This is a genomic window from Acinetobacter sp. YK3, assembly GCF_001729365.1.
In the GTDB taxonomy this organism is placed as follows: Bacteria; Pseudomonadota; Gammaproteobacteria; order Pseudomonadales; family Moraxellaceae; genus Acinetobacter; species Acinetobacter vivianii.
In genome coordinates this window covers 24,372-42,349 of the sequence record NZ_LZPJ01000129.1, presented here as the reverse complement: position 1 = coordinate 42,349, position 17,978 = coordinate 24,372, and the positions used below count along the sequence as shown (strand labels likewise).

General features: G+C 42.0%; 15 protein-coding genes. 2 read left to right on the top strand and 13 right to left on the bottom strand.

What is annotated here, in order from left to right:
• Positions 1 to 23: 23 nt before the first annotated feature.
• The 7 genes from gyrA to xerA all read right to left on the bottom strand — a co-directional run bounded on the left by gyrA (position 24) and on the right by xerA (position 8,965).
• Positions 24 to 2,753 carry a DNA gyrase subunit A gene (gene gyrA, locus A9Z07_RS15640; RefSeq protein ID WP_069579781.1) on the bottom strand — a complete coding sequence of 910 codons (2,730 nt, stop codon included), beginning with the start codon at positions 2,751 to 2,753 and terminating at the stop codon, positions 24 to 26.
• Positions 2,754 to 3,100: 347 nt separating this feature from the next.
• Positions 3,101 to 3,757: a hypothetical protein gene (locus A9Z07_RS15635; protein ID WP_069579780.1), complete on the bottom strand. Its 657-nt coding sequence runs from the start codon at positions 3,755 to 3,757 to the stop codon at positions 3,101 to 3,103.
• Between the two features lie 213 nt (positions 3,758 to 3,970).
• A complete protein-coding gene (locus tag A9Z07_RS15630; protein ID WP_081406444.1) occupies positions 3,971 to 4,933 on the bottom strand; it encodes an MBL fold metallo-hydrolase in 963 nt (320 codons plus the stop codon).
• Between the two features lie 84 nt (positions 4,934 to 5,017).
• Positions 5,018 to 5,860, bottom strand: coding sequence for a helix-turn-helix domain-containing protein (locus A9Z07_RS15625; protein ID WP_069579778.1), 843 nt, complete (start codon positions 5,858 to 5,860; stop codon positions 5,018 to 5,020).
• Between the two features lie 76 nt (positions 5,861 to 5,936).
• On the bottom strand, positions 5,937 to 6,872 hold the full coding sequence (locus A9Z07_RS15620; protein ID WP_004771288.1) for an FAD-binding protein: 936 nt from the start codon (positions 6,870 to 6,872) through the stop codon (positions 5,937 to 5,939).
• 17 nt (positions 6,873 to 6,889) lie between these two features.
• Positions 6,890 to 7,639, bottom strand: coding sequence for an electron transfer flavoprotein subunit beta/FixA family protein (locus tag A9Z07_RS15615; RefSeq protein WP_069579777.1), 750 nt, complete (start codon positions 7,637 to 7,639; stop codon positions 6,890 to 6,892).
• 438 nt (positions 7,640 to 8,077) lie between these two features.
• Positions 8,078 to 8,965, bottom strand: coding sequence for a site-specific tyrosine recombinase/integron integrase (xerA, locus tag A9Z07_RS15610; RefSeq protein WP_171258993.1), 888 nt, complete (start codon positions 8,963 to 8,965; stop codon positions 8,078 to 8,080).
• A 159-nt stretch (positions 8,966 to 9,124) separates the two neighbouring features.
• Between xerA and A9Z07_RS15605 the strand changes: the two genes are divergently transcribed.
• Positions 9,125 to 9,736: a LysE family translocator gene (locus A9Z07_RS15605; RefSeq protein ID WP_069579775.1), complete on the top strand. Its 612-nt coding sequence runs from the start codon at positions 9,125 to 9,127 to the stop codon at positions 9,734 to 9,736.
• 52 nt (positions 9,737 to 9,788) lie between these two features.
• Here the strand turns inward: A9Z07_RS15605 and A9Z07_RS15600 are convergent, their stop codons facing one another.
• The 6 genes from A9Z07_RS15600 to A9Z07_RS15575 all read right to left on the bottom strand — a co-directional run bounded on the left by A9Z07_RS15600 (position 9,789) and on the right by A9Z07_RS15575 (position 16,201).
• Positions 9,789 to 10,394: an alpha/beta fold hydrolase gene (locus A9Z07_RS15600; protein ID WP_069579774.1), complete on the bottom strand. Its 606-nt coding sequence runs from the start codon at positions 10,392 to 10,394 to the stop codon at positions 9,789 to 9,791.
• Positions 10,395 to 10,470: 76 nt separating this feature from the next.
• Positions 10,471 to 11,325, bottom strand: a complete 855-nt coding sequence (gene dapF, locus A9Z07_RS15595; RefSeq protein ID WP_047432299.1) for a diaminopimelate epimerase — start codon at positions 11,323 to 11,325, stop codon at positions 10,471 to 10,473.
• A 6-nt stretch (positions 11,326 to 11,331) separates the two neighbouring features.
• Complete coding sequence (lysA, locus tag A9Z07_RS15590; RefSeq protein ID WP_069579773.1) at positions 11,332 to 12,582, bottom strand: diaminopimelate decarboxylase; 1,251 nt, start codon at positions 12,580 to 12,582, stop codon at positions 11,332 to 11,334.
• A gap of 40 nt (positions 12,583 to 12,622) precedes the next feature.
• Positions 12,623 to 12,844 carry an LPS translocon maturation chaperone LptM gene (gene lptM / locus A9Z07_RS15585; RefSeq protein ID WP_004771282.1) on the bottom strand — a complete coding sequence of 74 codons (222 nt, stop codon included), beginning with the start codon at positions 12,842 to 12,844 and terminating at the stop codon, positions 12,623 to 12,625.
• Positions 12,845 to 12,987: 143 nt separating this feature from the next.
• The gene (locus A9Z07_RS15580) at positions 12,988 to 14,400 is read right to left on the bottom strand and encodes an amino acid permease (protein ID WP_004771281.1); all 1,413 of its coding nucleotides are present in this window, start codon (positions 14,398 to 14,400) and stop codon (positions 12,988 to 12,990) included.
• 292 nt (positions 14,401 to 14,692) lie between these two features.
• Positions 14,693 to 16,201: an alanine/glycine:cation symporter family protein gene (locus tag A9Z07_RS15575; protein WP_004771279.1), complete on the bottom strand. Its 1,509-nt coding sequence runs from the start codon at positions 16,199 to 16,201 to the stop codon at positions 14,693 to 14,695.
• A 350-nt stretch (positions 16,202 to 16,551) separates the two neighbouring features.
• Between A9Z07_RS15575 and radA the strand changes: the two genes are divergently transcribed.
• The gene (gene radA, locus A9Z07_RS15570; protein ID WP_004771277.1) at positions 16,552 to 17,940 is read left to right on the top strand and encodes a DNA repair protein RadA; all 1,389 of its coding nucleotides are present in this window, start codon (positions 16,552 to 16,554) and stop codon (positions 17,938 to 17,940) included.
• Positions 17,941 to 17,978: the final 38 nt, after the last annotated feature.

Genomic DNA, 17,978 nt, shown 5'->3' with positions numbered 1-17,978 from the left:
CTTCCTTTTTATTACCTCAATGATTACGCTTCAGGCGCATCATCTTTTGGCTCAGCAACAACTTCTTCAGAAGTCACTGTTTCAGCTTCGGTATTTTCAACTTCATCTATAGCATCTAACTCTTCGTCATCTTCTACAGCTTCAATTGAAACCACACCCACCAATGTCTCAGCATCGCTTAAGCGGATCAAACGAACACCTTGCGCGTTACGGCCTGTTGTTGCAACCTCAGCAGCACGCGTACGTACTAATGTACCGCCATCAGAAATCAACATGAGTTCTTTGGTTTCATCAATCGATACGGCACCCACAAGCTCACCATTACGCTCACTTGTCTTGATTGCAATTACACCCTTACCACCACGTTTCTTGGTCGGGAAGTCATCTACTGGCGTACGTTTACCATAACCATTGGCACATGCACACAGCACTTCACCCGTTTCAGGTACAACTACAAGCGAAACGATACGGCTGATTACATTTGAATCTGATGAATCATCATTGTCATCACTATCATCATTTTCAACGTCAGCATCTTCAGCTTCGATACTGTTGCTTGCAAAGCTGACTCGCATACCGCGTACACCTTTCGCAGTACGACCCATCGCACGAACATCAGTTTCAGCAAAACGGATTGCCTTACCTTCATTCGAGAACAACATGATCTGCTGGTTACCATCGGTAATCGCAACACCAATCAGGGTATCTTCTTCATTCAGCTCGATCGCACGTAAACCGTTTGAACGCACATTACTAAATTGTGCAAGTTCAACACGTTTTACCGTACCTGACCCAGTCGCCATAAATACGTAATGGTTCTCAGGGAACTCCGTCAACGGTAAAATAGCAGTCACAGTTTCATTCGCTTCCAGAGGAAGTAAATTGATAATTGGACGACCTTTTGCACCACGAGATGCTTGCGGTACTTCAAACACTCTCAAGCGATAAACTTTACCAACATTGGTAAAGCACAATACAGTTGCATGGTTCGATGCCACAATTAAATGCTGGATGATGTCATCATCTTTCATTGCAGTTGCAGACTTACCACGACCACCACGGCGTTGCGCTTGATAATCAGAAAGTGGTTGAGTTTTCGCATAACCTGTTTGAGACACAGTCAATACAACTTGCTCTTCAGGAATTAAATCTTCACGGCAGAAATCAACACCAGATTCCACAATCTCAGTACGACGACCATCACCGTATTGCTGCAAAATCAAAGCAAGTTCTTCACGAATCACATTCATCAATAAGTTGAAATCATTGAGAATTGCCGTTAATTCAGCAATTTGACCCAAAATTTCAGTATATTCAGCGTGTAACTTATCTTGTTCCAAGCCTGTTAAACGGTGTAAACGCAATTCTAAAATCGCAGCCACCTGAGTTGGTGACAAGCGATAGATATCACCAGACAAACCAAACGGACGTGCTGGATCTTCGCCTTCAATCTCGTCTGGACGAACTGAAATTGCACCTGCTTTTTCAAGTAAGGCAACAACACCACCACCAGCCCACTCGCCAGACTGTAAACGTTCACGCGCTTCAGCCGGGTTTGCAGATGTTTTGATGGTTTCGATAATTTCATCGATATTGGCTAATGCAACGGTCAAACCTTCCAAGATATGACCACGCTCACGTGCTTTACGCAGTTCGAACATGGTACGGCGAGTCACAACTTCTTGGCGGTGACGAATAAATGCCGCAATAATATCTTTCAGATTCATCAACTTCGGCTGGCCATTATCCAGACAGACCATGTTGATGCTGAACGAGTTTTGAAGCTGGGTATGCAAGAACAGGTTATTCACCGCAACTTCTGCATTTTCGCCACGTTTCAAGTCGATGGCGATACGCATACCTTCTTTATCAGACTCGTCACGAAGCTCTGAAATACCTTCCAGTTTCTTTTCTTTGACTAACTCGGCAATACGCTCAATGGTTTTTGCCTTGTTGACCTGATAAGGAATTTCAGTAAAGACGATCGTGGTACGACCTGTTTTCTGGTCTTCTTCTAAGTGATATTTACCACGAATATGCAAACGGCCTTTACCAGTACGGTAAGCATCTACAATGCCTGATTTACCGTAAATAATACCGCCCGTAGGGAAATCTGGACCCGTAATGTGTTCCATCAATCCTTCTATAGAAATATTCGGATTATTGGCATAAGCAAGACACGCATTCACAACTTCTGTCATGTTGTGTGGCGCCATATTGGTCGCCATACCCACCGCAATACCTGTCGTACCGTTAATCAGAAGATTAGGAATACGTGTTGGCATCACCTGAGGAATACGCTCGGAACCGTCGTAGTTGTCTTCCCAATCAACAGTATCTTTTTCTAAGTCTGCCAAAATTTCATGGGTTAACTTTTGCATACGAACTTCGGTATAACGCATTGCAGCCGCGCTATCGCCATCGACCGAACCGAAGTTACCCTGACCATCCACCAGCATGTAACGCAAGCTAAAGTCCTGCGCCATACGAACGATTGTTTCATATACTGCGCTGTCACCATGCGGGTGATATTTACCGATCACATCCCCGACAACACGAGCAGACTTTTTGTATGCTTTGTTATAATCATTGCCCAATTCGTGCATCGCATATAACACGCGACGATGAACAGGTTTTAGACCGTCTCTCACATCTGGCAATGCACGAGATACGATTACGCTCATCGCGTAATCTAGATATGAATGCTTGAGTTCGTCCTCAATGGCAATCGGTCTGATTTCCGATACGCTCATGCATACTCCTTGTTTACAGGTAGAGAGTTGTACCTGCTTTTATGTCTTCAATCTTGCAAAAATTCAGCTCAAAGACTTGAACTAAAAATAAAAAATACAGCGAAAAATTATAGCATAAAGGACGAAATAACGGTAAGTTTAGAACCGCAAAAATAGCATTTTTTTACAATAAAAAGAATATATAAATGAATGACTTAAAATTACTAAAAACAGAAAAGCGCCGATAAAAATACTTTATGAAGCACTTTGGATAAAAAAACAGCAAAACCTGTTCCCAAAGTCGCTCCTTCGCCGCAATTCTGTAAAAGCCATAACCCCAATTAAACTGTTAAATAACGCTCAATTTTTTATTGATAAGGTTTAGGTGAGAGTTCTGCTTCCATTGCCAGCGTGAGCTTGTCTTGCTCAGTCACCCGATCCTGTCGCATAAAATAAAAAGCAGAAAAGAACAGCGCAAGAAGAAATGGATTTTCGTACAGCTCTTCCACAATATCCTGATTAGCATGATTACTGAGTAACAAGGTGTCAATAAAGCGATGATGCTCGATACTATCCGCCAGAAACAATGACAAAACCGCAATCAGTAAATACCAGAACGGCAACTTGACCTGTTGCCACTTATACTTGATTTCAGCTCTTAAATGAGGAGAAAACAGCATAAAAACCACAGGTGCAATTACAAAAATTGAAATGATTCGGAAATAGATATGAGGAACTTCTGGGAAAAAGTCACGCCCCCAACTAATGCTTCGCCCAAAGAACATCAACCACCACGCCATTGCCCATAGCCAGAACCATTTTTTCTGCTCAGTTAAAGTCTTTGGTTTGACATAGAACCATGTAAAGGGAACACAAGCCAATAACACAATGGCCTGCACTGCCTCTAAAAAATGAACATTCCATGTCAGCAGTACAGAACTCTCAGCAATGGCTAGAAATGCGGTGAGAAATAAAAGGGAGAATAGAACTAACACAACGCCATTTAAACGAAAATCAAACTTCATTATTCAACAAAAAAACCATCGAAAATGAAAGCTTAACAAAAGTGTACTAATGAGTACACTTTTAGCTTAATTGAAATTAACCATTAACAAAAAATTAAATTAATACGATTTAAATCAGTATGTTAAATTAGCAACAGTATCGTTGCATAAAGGAAACGCTCTGTCTCATAAGCTTAAACCTTCGATCTGCAAAGAAAAAATCAAAGCCAACCTTCACCGTTCTGGACGATATTGGGCTGGAATCCATTGATAGCCCTGCGTATTTTTACCGATATGACCAATTCCGGGAAATGCCACATGCGCAGCGCCGATCCACCAATGATTTTGATAAGCGTGCTCAAAGATATTTTTACGCACTGCGATGGCGCGTTTAACATCAGTATCTGGTTTATAGCTAGCTTCAGGATACGGAAATTGCACGGCCGCATAATGCACCACATCACCCAAGCCCAAAAACTTTTGTCCATTTTTTCCATCGATCAGATAAGAAGAATGACCTGCTGTATGACCCTGTGTGCTGATCAGTTCAACATTGGGCACATCAAAAGAGGCTTTGCTAAAGGCAATCAACTGCCCTGCTTGCTGATAAGGCTTTAATGCATCTCGGGTCATTTTAAACAAAGGTTTAAAGAAGTCACTGGCTTTTGCCTCATTCTGAGCAGACGTCCAGTAATCTACATCCGCTTTCGCTAAATAGACTTTGGCATTTGGATAAACCATTTTCCCATCCAGCGTAATTCCGCATAAATGATCAGGATGCGCATGGGTAATTAAAATCGTATCAATCTGCTCAGGTTGTAAGCCTGCCTTTTTTAAGTTTTCTGGAACATGACCCAGGCTTGGGCCAAAACATTTTGCAGTACCCGCATCAATTAAAATATTCTGTGTCGGCGTCTGTACTAAATAAGCCGAAAAATCGGTCATGATCTGATTATGTTCATCGACAGGTACAAAGTTCTCTGTAAATAACTGATTGGCTTTTGCGGATGAAATTCCCAGCAAATCACTACGAGGTAAGCCCAGCTCCCCATCAAACAGCGCTGTGACTTTCAAATTTCCAACAGGCTGTAAAAAATATCCCGCAACTTGCTTTACCTGAGGACTGGATTCAGCATGTGCTGCACCAGTACTGAACAGTAGCGCAATTAGAATGGGTTTTAATAATTTCACGTTCATCGCCTTGATATTAGATTGATCTAAATCTAACGCTGCTGAGTGATTAAAATCGCTCAATTATCTACGCGAAACGCTCAATTTAGATTATTCCAAGGATAAAACGGCGGGATCAACCTCATAACGCTGTATAAATCGCTCACGAAAGGTTGCAGCAGATTGATAACCTGACTTCGCCGCAATCGTTTTCATCGGCAGTTTACTTGAATAGAGCAACTCCAAGGCATGGGCTAGACGTGCATGGGTAATGATTTCTCTTAAAGAAGTTTGTTCATGACTCAATTTACGGCGCAATGTGGCGCTGCTTAAACCTAAACGGGTTTCAATTTCATTGGATTGCCATTGATGTTGAGGATGATCCAGCACCCACTGGTAAATCTGTTTTGACAGTTTTAGAGGAGGCACAATTAGCACATCTGCACAATGCTGCTGACATAACTGCACAAGGATGGCTGAAATCGATAAGCGAGCCTTAACGAGATCCTGCTCAAATAAAGCCTTTTGCCAAGCGAGAAGATGTGGGGCAAAATCCTCAATTGAAAACTGCAAGATTGCTTCTGTTTTATCGGTAATGGGCTTGGCCCAAATCATCTGTGCCGCATGAATCACTTCTTCACACATCGGCACCAGAATCGTCAAATATTCTCCTGTTTCCGGATCTGGAATATTGACGGTATCCGCAACAGTATCAGGCTTGATAATAAACAGATCACCCGCCCTGAGGTTAACCTGCTGGTTATACATTTTTAACTGTTGTTGCCCATGCAGAATCATCCCCATGTGCAATTGACTCACTTGAATATTCGATAGTCCATGCTGATTTTTCGCCCGAATACATAAGTAATCTCGCGCCATATCAGCAAGTGCCAATCTGACCAGCGAACGATGTAAATACTGTTCATCCATCGCAGCCGTAGAATCAATATTCATGATCAACCCAATAAAAAACGCCCTTGTGCAATTTATAGCACAAGGGCGTTTTCTTGAATAAGTGGCAGACTGTAAATTACAGTTTGCTTACCAATTCTGGAACAACAGTGTTCAAATCACCAACTAACCAGTAGTCAGCAACGCTGTTGATTGGCGCTTCTTCGTCTTTGTTGATCGCAACAATAACTTTAGAATCTTTCATACCTGCCAAGTGCTGAATCGCACCTGAGATACCAATCGCCATATAAAGATCAGGCGCAACGATTTTACCAGTTTGACCAACTTGGAAGTCGTTTGGTACGAAGCCAGCATCTACTGCAGCACGTGAAGCACCTTGAGCAGCACCAAGCTTATCAGCCAATGGATCAAGGACTTTGTGATAGTTCTCACCAGAACCTACACCACGACCACCAGAAACAACGATACGTGCAGCAGTTAACTCTGGACGATCAAGTTTCACGATTTCTTCGTTTACAAAGGTAGAAATACCAGCGTCTTTTGCTTCAGCAACAGCTTCAACCGCAGCAGAACCGCCTTCAGCAGCAACTGCATCAAATGCTGTACCACGAACTGTACCAACGATGATTGCTTCATCAGATTGAACAGTTGCAATCGCGTTACCCGCATAGATAGGACGCTTGAATGTATTTGCAGATTCAACAGCAATGATGTCTGAAATCATGCTTACGTCAAGAAGTGCAGCAACGCGTGGAAGAATATTCTTACCCGTTGTGGTTGAAGCAGCTAATACGTATTTGTAGCCGCCTTTCGCGATGTCAGCAACTAAGCCAGCAACGTTTTCAGCCAATTGGTTTGCATAAGCAGCATTGTCAGCAAGTAATACTTTGCTCACGCCAGCAACTTTAGCAGCAGCGTCTGCAACTGCTTGAGCGCCAGAACCAGCAACTAATACAGTAATATCACCACCGATTTTTTGAGCTGCCGCAACAACGTTTAAAGTTGCACCGTTAAGTGTCTGGTTGTTGTGATCAGCGATAACTAAAATACTCATGATTTTATCCTTCTGTATTAGATCACTTTCGCTTCGTTTTTCAATTTTTCAACAAGCTCGTCTACAGACTTCACTTGTACGCCAGCTTTACGTTCAGCAGGAGCTTCAACTTTAATTGTTTTAAGCTTAGTACCTGTTGCAACGCCATAATCAGCAGGTGATTTAGTATCAAGTGGCTTTTTACGCGCTTTCATGATGTTTGGAAGAGCAGCATAACGTGGCTCATTCAAACGTAAGTCAGTTGTGATGATTGCAGGAAGTGCAAGCTCAACAGTTTGTAAACCACCGTCGATTTCACGAGTTACCTGAACTTTACCACCGTCAACTTTAACTTCAGATGCGAAAGTACCTTGACCTGCACCAAGTAAAGCACCAAGCATCTGACCTACTTGGTTAGAGTCGTCATCAATTGCTTGTTTACCAAGAAGAATAAGTTCTGGTCTTTCAGCATCAACTACGCCTTTCAAGATTTTAGCAACTTCAAGAGCGCCAACTTCATCAGCAGTTTCAACTAAAATACCACGGTCAGCACCTAGAGCCATTGCAGAACGAATTTGTTCTTGAGCTTCTTTAGCACCCACTGAAACAACAACGATTTCAGAAACTGTTCCTTTTTCTTTTAAGCGAACCGCTTCTTCCACTGCGATTTCACAGAATGGGTTGATTGACATCTTAACGTTGGTAAGGTCAACCCCACTATTGTCCGGCTTAACACGAACTTTAACGTTGGCATCAACCACACGTTTTACAGCGACAAGAGCCTTCATGTAATCCTCGGCTGTTCTAAGCAAGTAAATGTAATGAAGAGTATTCTAACTCTTCGATTGAAACTTTTTAGGTGCCCTATCTTGCAATGTATTTGGCATTTCGGTCAAGTCACAATTTCCGCTACAGCCATAAAAAAGATGAAACGCTCAGTTCACAAAATGAAAATAATGATTCATTCTATTTATTTAGCTCATCAAAATGATGAATATTAAACTTTGATTTTTTTAATATTTTATAAAATTCAATGATCTAAACCAGCATTTTTTATCACGTTTGAAATGATCTGTAACGGTTCATTTCCTGCAAACTTACCCACCTTTTCACTTTCGAGAAAACTTGGCAATTAAGTAATAACATCAATTCAACAAATGTACGGAATAAACTGGAAAAGTAGACGACGATTAATCGCTCAAATTTGCAACATAATATATCAGGATTTAGCTTTTTTGCGCCCGAGGATGTGTTTGATCGTACACTTTTGCCAATTGTTCAAAGTCGACATGGGTATAGATCTGCGTGGTGGAAAGATTGCTATGTCCCAACATTTCCTGCACAGAACGTAAATCACCACTGGCAGAAAGCATATGACTGGCAAAACAATGACGTAATAAATGTGGATGCAGGTCGACATTGACACCCGCTCGTTGCGCTTGCAGCTTGACCCGATTTTCAATTTGACGCGGTGTTAAGGCATTGCCACGTTGCGAGATAAAAACCGATGAATCTGCATTAAAGTCACCTTGCCAGATCCGATAGACTTTCAACCATTCAACCAGACTATCTTTGGCTTTGCTTCCAAAGGGAACAATTCGGGTTTTATTCCCTTTACCTGTGATGCGTAATAGCTGCCGATTGAAATCAATATCCTTAATGGTTAAGCCTTGCAATTCAGCCAGACGCAAACCACTGGAATATAATAGTTCCAGCATTGCTTTATCGCGTAGCCACAATTGCTGCTCAATCGGTTTTTCAGGGGGCGCCTGATCTAGAATTTGATGAACCGTCTCAATATCGATCATCCCCGGTAAAGGTCGCGGTTGACGCTTTAATTTAAAATCTTCGGATGGATTCTGCTCCAGATATTGCCCTTGCTCTGCCCACTTCATAAATTGGCGAATAGATGTCAAATGCCGCTGTAAACTGCTAGAACTCAATTGATCCCGCTCAACACGGGCAGCCAGATACTCTCTCAAATCCGATGCTTCAATATCTTGTAATTGTAATTGTTTTTGTTCGCAGAAATGAAAGAAATCAGTTAAGTCACGTTGATAGGCCGAAATGGTATGTTCCGACTGATTTTGAATCATACGTTCTTTTAACCACATGGACAGTAGTTTTGCAGGGGTTTCCAAATGACTCTCCATGCTGATAAATAAAGCTGAGTACAGTCTAGCAAATTTTTTCCTCTATTCATCCTCAACCTTCTCGAACAATCGATTGCGCTGTACTACAATCATTTTCAAGTTCTAAATGGTGCTTGATCAATGACAACCATGCTTATTCCCTATCTTGTTGCAATTACCTTGCTTACACTGACGCCAGGTTTAGATACAACACTGATTATCCGTACTGCAACACTTGAAGGTAAAGCCAAAGCCTTTCAGGCAGCCTTGGGTATTAATCTGGGTTGTATTGCTTGGGGAATCATAGTGGCTTGTGGCTTAGGTGCCTTATTGATAACCTCAGATATCGCCTTTAATCTTTTAAAATGGATGGGCGCAATCTATCTGACGTGGTTAGGTTTAAATCTGCTGTTAAAACCTCGTACCCAACTTGCCGATATCAATGAAACAACCGTAACGCAGAACTGGTTCATCAAAGGCTTCTGGGGCAATTTGCTCAATCCTAAAGTTGGTATTTTTTATATTTCCTTCTTACCCCAATTTATCCCGCAGTCCTCATCTCCAATCATCTGGACCATGGGCTTGGTGATGATTCATGTGGTGATTGGACTGATCTGGTCAATTTTCCTGATCGCTGCAATGCAATCCATTTCAGCTTATCTAAAACGACCAAAATTCATTAAATATATGGATCGTATCACTGGCAGTATTTTTATCCTGTTTGCACTCAAGCTGGCATTCAGCAAACGATAAAGTATAAAAAAGCGCGTTGATTAAAACGCGCTTAGCAACATACTCACTACGTTTATAGAGATCTGTCTAGATAGTCTTTTATTTGTATGGCAACTTCTTCAGCATATTTCTCTGCAAGTTGATGATCACCACCGTCAACAATATAGAGTTTAGATTTTTGAAAAATCTGATTTAAATATTGTCCAACCTCAATGGGACTAATCGGATCTTGATCACCCCAGATTAATAAAGTATCCACCTCAATATCGAATAAAGATTGCTCATAATCAACTTTCGTTGTTGTAAACCAATCAGGATATTCGACATATTCCTGTCGATAAAATTGGCGCCAGTCTTGGACTTCAAATCGGTCTAAATTAATTCCACCCGAAGTTGCGATCAATATCAAACCTTTAACCAATTCTGTTTTTTGTAAAGCTGCTGCAATCGCAAAAATCCCACCCATTGATTGTGCAATCAAGATAGAAGGATGCTGAATCTGTTCAAGGACATACTCTGTCAAATCATTAAAATTATTGATATTTGCAACAGGTGTTACACCATGAAAACCAGGGTAAGTAAGGACTTGTTTAGTATAAGTTTCAGGAAGTTGAACAATGAGAGGATCCCAAAATTGAGTATTTCCAGACGCGCCTGGAAGAAAAACTAAATTATTCATTATTATCCTATTAAATTATATTTTTCTTTTTACAAGTAAACACTCCAACAGTTAGGAGTGTTTACTATTTTCAACGTTAGCCTTGGAAATATCTTAAATCCAGACGGGCATCATAGACATGCGTGGTTGGGCCTGTCATCCACACTACATCACCTTCACGCCAAGCAATGTGTAATTTACCGCCAGCAAGTTGAACTTCAACTTCATTGGCAAGTAAGCCACGGCGCATACCACTCACCGCAGCAGCGCAAGCACCTGTGCCACAAGCTAAAGTCTCGCCAACGCCACGTTCATACACACGTAAACGAATATGCTTTTCATCAAGGATCTGCATAAACCCAGCATTGACACGTGCAGGGAAACGCGAATGAGATTCCACTTGTGGGCCCATACGCTCTACATCTGCTGTTAATACATCAGGAACAATGGTCACCGCATGCGGATTTCCCATGTTCACCACATCAATATTAATACTTTGATTGTCTGCCAATGCAAGCGCATATAAGCCTTCAATATCTTCATGCTCTTGTGTCACAAACGGAATTTCTTCTGGAAGAAACTTCGGTTGCCCCATATTCACGCGTACCCAACCGTTAGCTCCCAATTCTGGTTCAACAATCCCCGCTTTGGTTTGCACACGGATTTTGGTTTTAGTGGTCAGTTGACGCTCATGTACAAAACGGGCAAAACAACGCACACCATTACCGCACTGCTCTACTTCAGAGCCATCGGCATTGAAAATTCGATATTTAAAATCAACATCAGGTAAATCTGGTGGTTCAACGATCAATAGCTGATCAAAACCCACCCCAAAATGACGATCTGCCAAACGCTGAATCGTGACCGTATCTAAATAAGCTCGCTGGGTAACGAGGTCAACGACCATAAAATCATTGCCCAAACCATGCATTTTGGTAAATTCTAAATACATCTCTACTTATTCCTCAGGCAATAAACGCTCTTTTTCCCAGAGTGATTCTATGGTTTCACGCTCACGAATTAAATAGGCTTGATCATCACTGACCATAACTTCGGCAGCTCGGCCACGGGTATTATAGTTAGAGCTCATTACAAAACCGTATGCACCTGCACCCAGCACCGCCAGCACATCATTTTCCTGAAGTGCCAAGTCACGCTCTTTACCGAGGAAATCACCAGTTTCACAGATCGCACCGACCAAATCCCATGTTTTCACTTCAACATCAGCACTTGGATTTACCGATTGAATATCCATCCATGCTTCATACAGCGCAGGACGAATTAAGTCATTCATTGCCGCATCAATAATGGCAAAGTTACGATGGTTGGTCGGCTTTAATAGATCAACTTTCGTTAATAATGCGCCTGCATTAGCAGAAATACTACGGCCTGGTTCCATATACACTTTCAAACCAAGCTTCTCTAAAGCAGGACGCATCGCATTGGCATATTCTTCAACACTTGGCGGCGTTTCATCTTTATAACGCACGCCCAAACCACCACCGATATCAATATGTTTGAGGTTAATCCCCAGACTTTTCAACTGCTCAATCATTAAAATGACACGATCAAGCGCATCGACAAAGGGCTTGGTTTCCGTCAACTGTGAACCAATATGGCAATCGATCCCAATAATCTCGAGATTCGGCAATGACGCTGCATATTGATAAGTTTCATTCACCGTATCGCTTGGAATACCAAACTTATTTTCTTTCAAGCCAGTTGAGATATAAGGATGCGTATTGGCATCAACATCAGGATTTACACGTAAAGAAATCGGTGCTTTTTTTCCTAATTTTGCTGCCACTTTCTGAATACGATCCAACTCGGCATGTGACTCCACATTGAAACAGGCAATGCCAACATTTAAGGCTTTTTCGATATCTGCTTCAGATTTACCCAAACCAGAGAATACGATTTTTGAAGGCTCACCACCGGCTGCCAGTACACGCGCCAATTCGCCACCTGTAACGATGTCAAAGCCTGCACCTACTTTTGCCAATACATTAAGAACAGCCAGATTTGAGTTTGACTTCACCGCAAAACAGATTTGATGATCAATAAAATCAAAAGCACGATGCATATCCAAATAATGCTTTTCAAAAGTTGCTTTTGAATAAACATATAAAGGCGTGCCATATTGCTGTGCGAGCTGATCGAGTGAACATTGCTCAGCATGCAATACTCCATTAATGCGAGTGAAACTCATGAAGATGTCCTTATTTACAAACTTAAGGTGAGATGGTTTGTTATTGCGTCGTGGATGATGTTGCCTGACTTGCCTCTTCGACTTCATCTTTGCTTACAACAGATGAAGTTTTAGCCTGAGATGCTTCATTTTTATAAAGCAAATATTTTGCGCGTTTGTCTTGGTTTGGATCAGATGGCAAATGCAATTCACCCGTCTGGCCACAGGCAGTTAAAACAACACTGCTTAATAATAAACTGATAGAACAAATGGCTTTAAGCATCTGAGCACCTAACTTTTACAATTCGGAGCAGTATAGCGTGATCATTTGATTGGCTAAAGTCTAAACTTGAATGAATCAGGTAATAACCATAAAAAAACGCCGACTTTAAGGTCGACGTTTTGAGTATTCAGTCCAGTGCATGCTTATTTTTTCTTATAGAAGAAATAACCAATTGCCAGAATGACAAACCAGATTGGGCTCACTTTGAGTGATTCTAAAGTGGTCTCATCCAATGCAAGGAAGTAGATCGTTGCAAGGAAGAATAAAATCACGACCCAGCATGTGAACACGCCACCAGGAAGTTTAAAGCTTGATTGTGCATGCAACTCTGGACGATTTTTGCGGTAGTTAATATAACTCCACATAATAATGATCCATACACAGATGAACAGAATCGTTGAGAGCGTTGTTGCAAGCGTAAATGCTGTTACTTCATCGTTCGTTCCTGTCTGTAATTTATAAACAAACTGTACGAATGCACCGATAAAGATACAGATTGACGAGAAAATCAATGCTTTTGAAGGAACAGCAGATTTAGACAGTTTTCCAAACAACTTCGGTGCCTGTTGATCTGTAGATAGACCAAACAACATACGGCTCGTCGAGAACACACCACTGTTCATGGATGACATCACCGAAGATAACACCACCAGGTTCATGATAATCGCAGCTGATGCAATACCCGCTTGAGAGAAGATGTTGACGAATGGGCTGACTTTAGGATTGATCTGATCCCAAGGGGTTACACACATCACCACAAATAATGCCAATACATAGAAAATGATGATACGGATTGGAATCGAGTTAATTGCTTTTGGCAAGTTACGTTTAGGATCCTGAGTTTCAGCAGCGGTAGTACCCACCAATTCCACACCAACAAAGGCGAAAATGGCAATCTGGAAACCAGCTAAAAAGCCATCAAGACCTTTCGGGAACATCCCACCATGTGTCCAGAGATTCGAAACGCTGGCAACTGTCCCAGAAGCATTGGTAAACCCAGTAAAGATCATCCAAAGACCGACTGCGATCAAGACAATAATCGCTGTGATCTTCACCATCGCAAACCAGAACTCCATTTCACCGAATAATTTTACGGTGACCAAGTTCAGGCCCAAGACAAACATAATCGCGACAGTACTAATCAGCAAACCACCTAATGGCGTGAACGACTCCCCACCATTAAAGAATTCCAGATAGTAAATAATGGCGGATAAATCTGCGATACCAATCGTGACCCAACAAAGCCAGTAAGTCCAACCGACAAAATAACCTGCCCACGGGCCAATTAAATCCGTCGATAAATCGATAAAAGATTTGTAGTTCAGGTTAGATAGTAACAGTTCCCCTAATGCACGCATTACGAAAAACACCATCAAACCAATGGTCATATAAATAAACAGAATAGATGGTCCAGCTAAACTAATCGTTTTACCCGACCCCATGAACAGCCCTGTTCCGATTGCACCGCCAATCGCAATCAACTGTAGATGTCGATTAGATAGACTACGGTGAAGTCCGCTTTGCTCAGCAGCCTCACTCAGATTTTGATTCGACATTTTGCAAAAACTCTCCAGTGTTTTTAGTTCATTAACCAAAGTCCGCTCTCAATAACGATTCGTACTATTTTCGGTATCTTTTCTCGTTATCTATAATTTGGCTGACTTTAGCTAAGCAATTTTTTACCTGTATTTGTCAAGTTAAATACAATTGAATTCGATCATACGCACAAGGCCAAAACAATACAATGAACTTGTGAGGGCAACTTGCTCATCTCGAAAACAACGGTGCATAAAAAGAAGCGGCTATAGCGGCCACTTCTTTTATAAGAGAAAAATATTAATTTATATATCAATCATTAGATGATGACTTCTGTTGATTTTTGAGACGCTCTTCCCAAAATGTCGCATTGCGGATGCCCAACTTAACTGGATCAAATATGAACTCCTTAACTCCAGCTTTTTGTTGTTCTTCATAATCTTTCAGTGCTTTGATGGTTGGCTTCCAGATAAAATAAGTGACGATAATACCAATGATATTGATCCATGCCATCAAGCCAACGCCAAGATCACCAATGCCCCAGATATAACCTGTCGCACTGACCACGCCATAAGCCACAGAAATCATAATGAAGCATTTGGTGATAAATAATAATGACGGTGTCTTGGTGATATAGCTCAAATAGGTAATGTTGGTTTCAGCAATATAGTAATATGCCACGATGGTCGTAAAAGCGAAGAAAAACACAGCTAAAGCCACAAAAATCTGCCCAAAGCCGCCAAAGACCGTACTCACTGCCATTTGTGTAAAGGCTGGTGAACCAATTTCAGTAGCTGGTGCAACATTCTGCACAATAAACTGGCCTGCCTCTAGAGTGCCTTGTACGTTATACGTGCCTGTAATTAAAATCATAAAAGCAGTGGCAGAACACACGAATAAGGTATCTACATAAATCGAAAATGATTGCACAAAACCTTGCTGTGCAGGGTGCTGAACTTCTGCCGCTGCTGCTGCGTGTGGCCCTGTACCCTGTCCTGCCTCATTGGAATAAATACCACGTTTCACGCCCCAGCCAATCGCGGCACCTACACCCGCCATTGGAGAAAAAGCATCTTCGAAAATCAGTTTAATGACACCTGGTAATTCTTGAATATTCATCGCGACAATAATGACAGCCATCAGGATATAACCTGCTGCCATAAAAGGTACGACCAACTCGGCAAAACGAGCAATCCGCTTAATGCCTCCAAAAATAATGATCGCCAATAAGGTTACGATCACAACCAGTGCCAATAACTTATATGCGCCGACATTACCAAATACGATCGCGCCTTCACCCGTAACCTGAGTAAAAGCATTCCCGACTGCATTGGCCTGAATCCCCGGTAAAAACAGACCGCAGGAAATAATCGCTGCAACAGCAAACAAAATCCCTAACCAGCGCTGTCCAAGCCCTCGGTCAAAATAAAAAGCGGGCCCACCTCGATATTCACCCTGATATTCCACCTTGTAGATTTGACCGAGTGTTGATTCGACATAAGCGGTACTTGCACCTAGAAATGCGACCAACCACATCCAGAAGACGGCACCTGGCCCACCAAATCCGATTGCAGCCGCCACACCTGCAATATTACCAACACCGACACGCCCAGATAAAGAAACAGATAAGGCTTGGAATGATGAAATCCCTTGCGCTGAAGATGAACCATGAATTAACAGCCTTGCCATTTCCTTAATTTGGCGCACCTGTACAAATCGAGTCAAAATAGAAAAAAATAAACCTGCACCTAAACACAAATAGATTAGGGCTTTACTCCAGATAATACTATTTGCCCAATCCACAATTTCTGCTGCACTCATAAATATCAACCTTTATGATTTATTTAAAAAGTAGCGACTGCTAAATTTTCATTTATTTAAATATGAGCAATATCTATGCCATGCCTTTCACAAGACAAAGGCAATCGATATGCCTAAACGCTTCAAGGGAAAAAGTGAATTGAACAAAAAAACAAGTTGCTAAAAACACATCGTCTATAGCTTGTAAAAGTTGTATATCATGTTATTTTCCTGAGCAGTTCCCTTTTACCCATGAGTGACGAAACTGTGCTGTCTCCTTTTTTATCCATGAATAGAGTACTCAGCATCTTGATTAAATTTTCGTCCTAACTCTTTTTAACCAATCTAAAGAATTTTTTCAATTTTATCTTATGGCAAAAATTAAAACGGTTTATCGCTGCGAACAGTGTGGTGCGGATCACCCCAAATGGGCTGGTCAATGTTCTGAATGTGGAGAATGGAACAGTCTGTTAGAAGTTCGTGTCGAACCTGTCGTTACCCATCGTAGTCAACCTAAAATGGGCGGCGGTTATGCGGGACAAGTAGCAAACCTTACCACCCTCAACCAGATCTCGGTTACACACGAAACTCGCCTGCAAACTGGTATTAGTGAGTTTGATCGCGTATTGGGTGGTGGCTTGGTCACAGGCTCAGTCGTATTGATTGGTGGTGACCCAGGTATTGGTAAGTCAACCATCCTGTTGCAGACCGCAACGCATATGGCCAGTAAAAAAAGTTCTGCCCTCTATGTCACGGGCGAGGAATCATTGTCTCAAGTGGCCTTACGTGCACAACGTCTTGATTTACCCACTGATTCTCTCAAAGTCATGGCTGAGACCTGTGTCGAACGGATTTGTGAAGTACTGGCACAAGAACGCCCTGCTGTTGCAATTCTGGATTCGATTCAGACGCTGTATACCGAAACCTTACAGTCGGCCCCAGGCGGCGTGTCGCAAATTCGTGAATCTGCAGCTTTACTGACACGTTTTGCGAAAAATAGCGGCACTGCCTTATTTCTTGTTGGTCATGTCACCAAAGAAGGTGCGCTTGCTGGCCCACGTGTTTTAGAACATATGGTCGATTGTGTGCTCTATTTTGAAGGTCAATCCGACTCGCGTTACCGTATGATTCGTGCAGTCAAGAACCGTTTTGGTGCAGTCAATGAACTGGGCGTATTCGGCATGACTGATAAAGGCTTACGTGAAGTAGCCAATCCATCCGCAATTTTCCTGAGCCGTTATGATGAAGCCATTCCGGGTTCAATCGTGATGATTAGCCGTGAAGGTACTCGCCCACTTCTTGTTGAAGTTCAAGCTTTGGTCGATGATGCACATGGGCAGCCGCGTCGAGTTGCACTGGGTCTCGAACAGAACCGCTTAAATATGCTACTTGCTGTCATGCACAGACACGGTGGTGTGCAAACTTCTGGGCAAGATGTTTATGTCAATGTGGTGGGTGGTTTGAAAATTACCGAGACTGGTTCTGACTTGGCAGTCTTACTGGCCTGTGCTTCCAGTTTACGCGGCAAAGCATTACCACAGCAGCTTGCAGTATTTGGTGAGGTCGGTTTATCGGGTGAAATTCGTCCTGTACCCAATGGTCAGGAACGCTTAAAAGAAGCTGCAAAACATGGCTTTAAGTATGTGATTTTACCAAGAGGCAATGCGCCACAAAAATCAATTGATGGGGTACAAATCATTGCTGTTGCACGTTTGCATGAGGCCTTAACCGAAGCAATGCAGCTCAGCGATGAACTATGATCAGCGTCTGACATAAAAAAACATACTTTTCTAGTTGA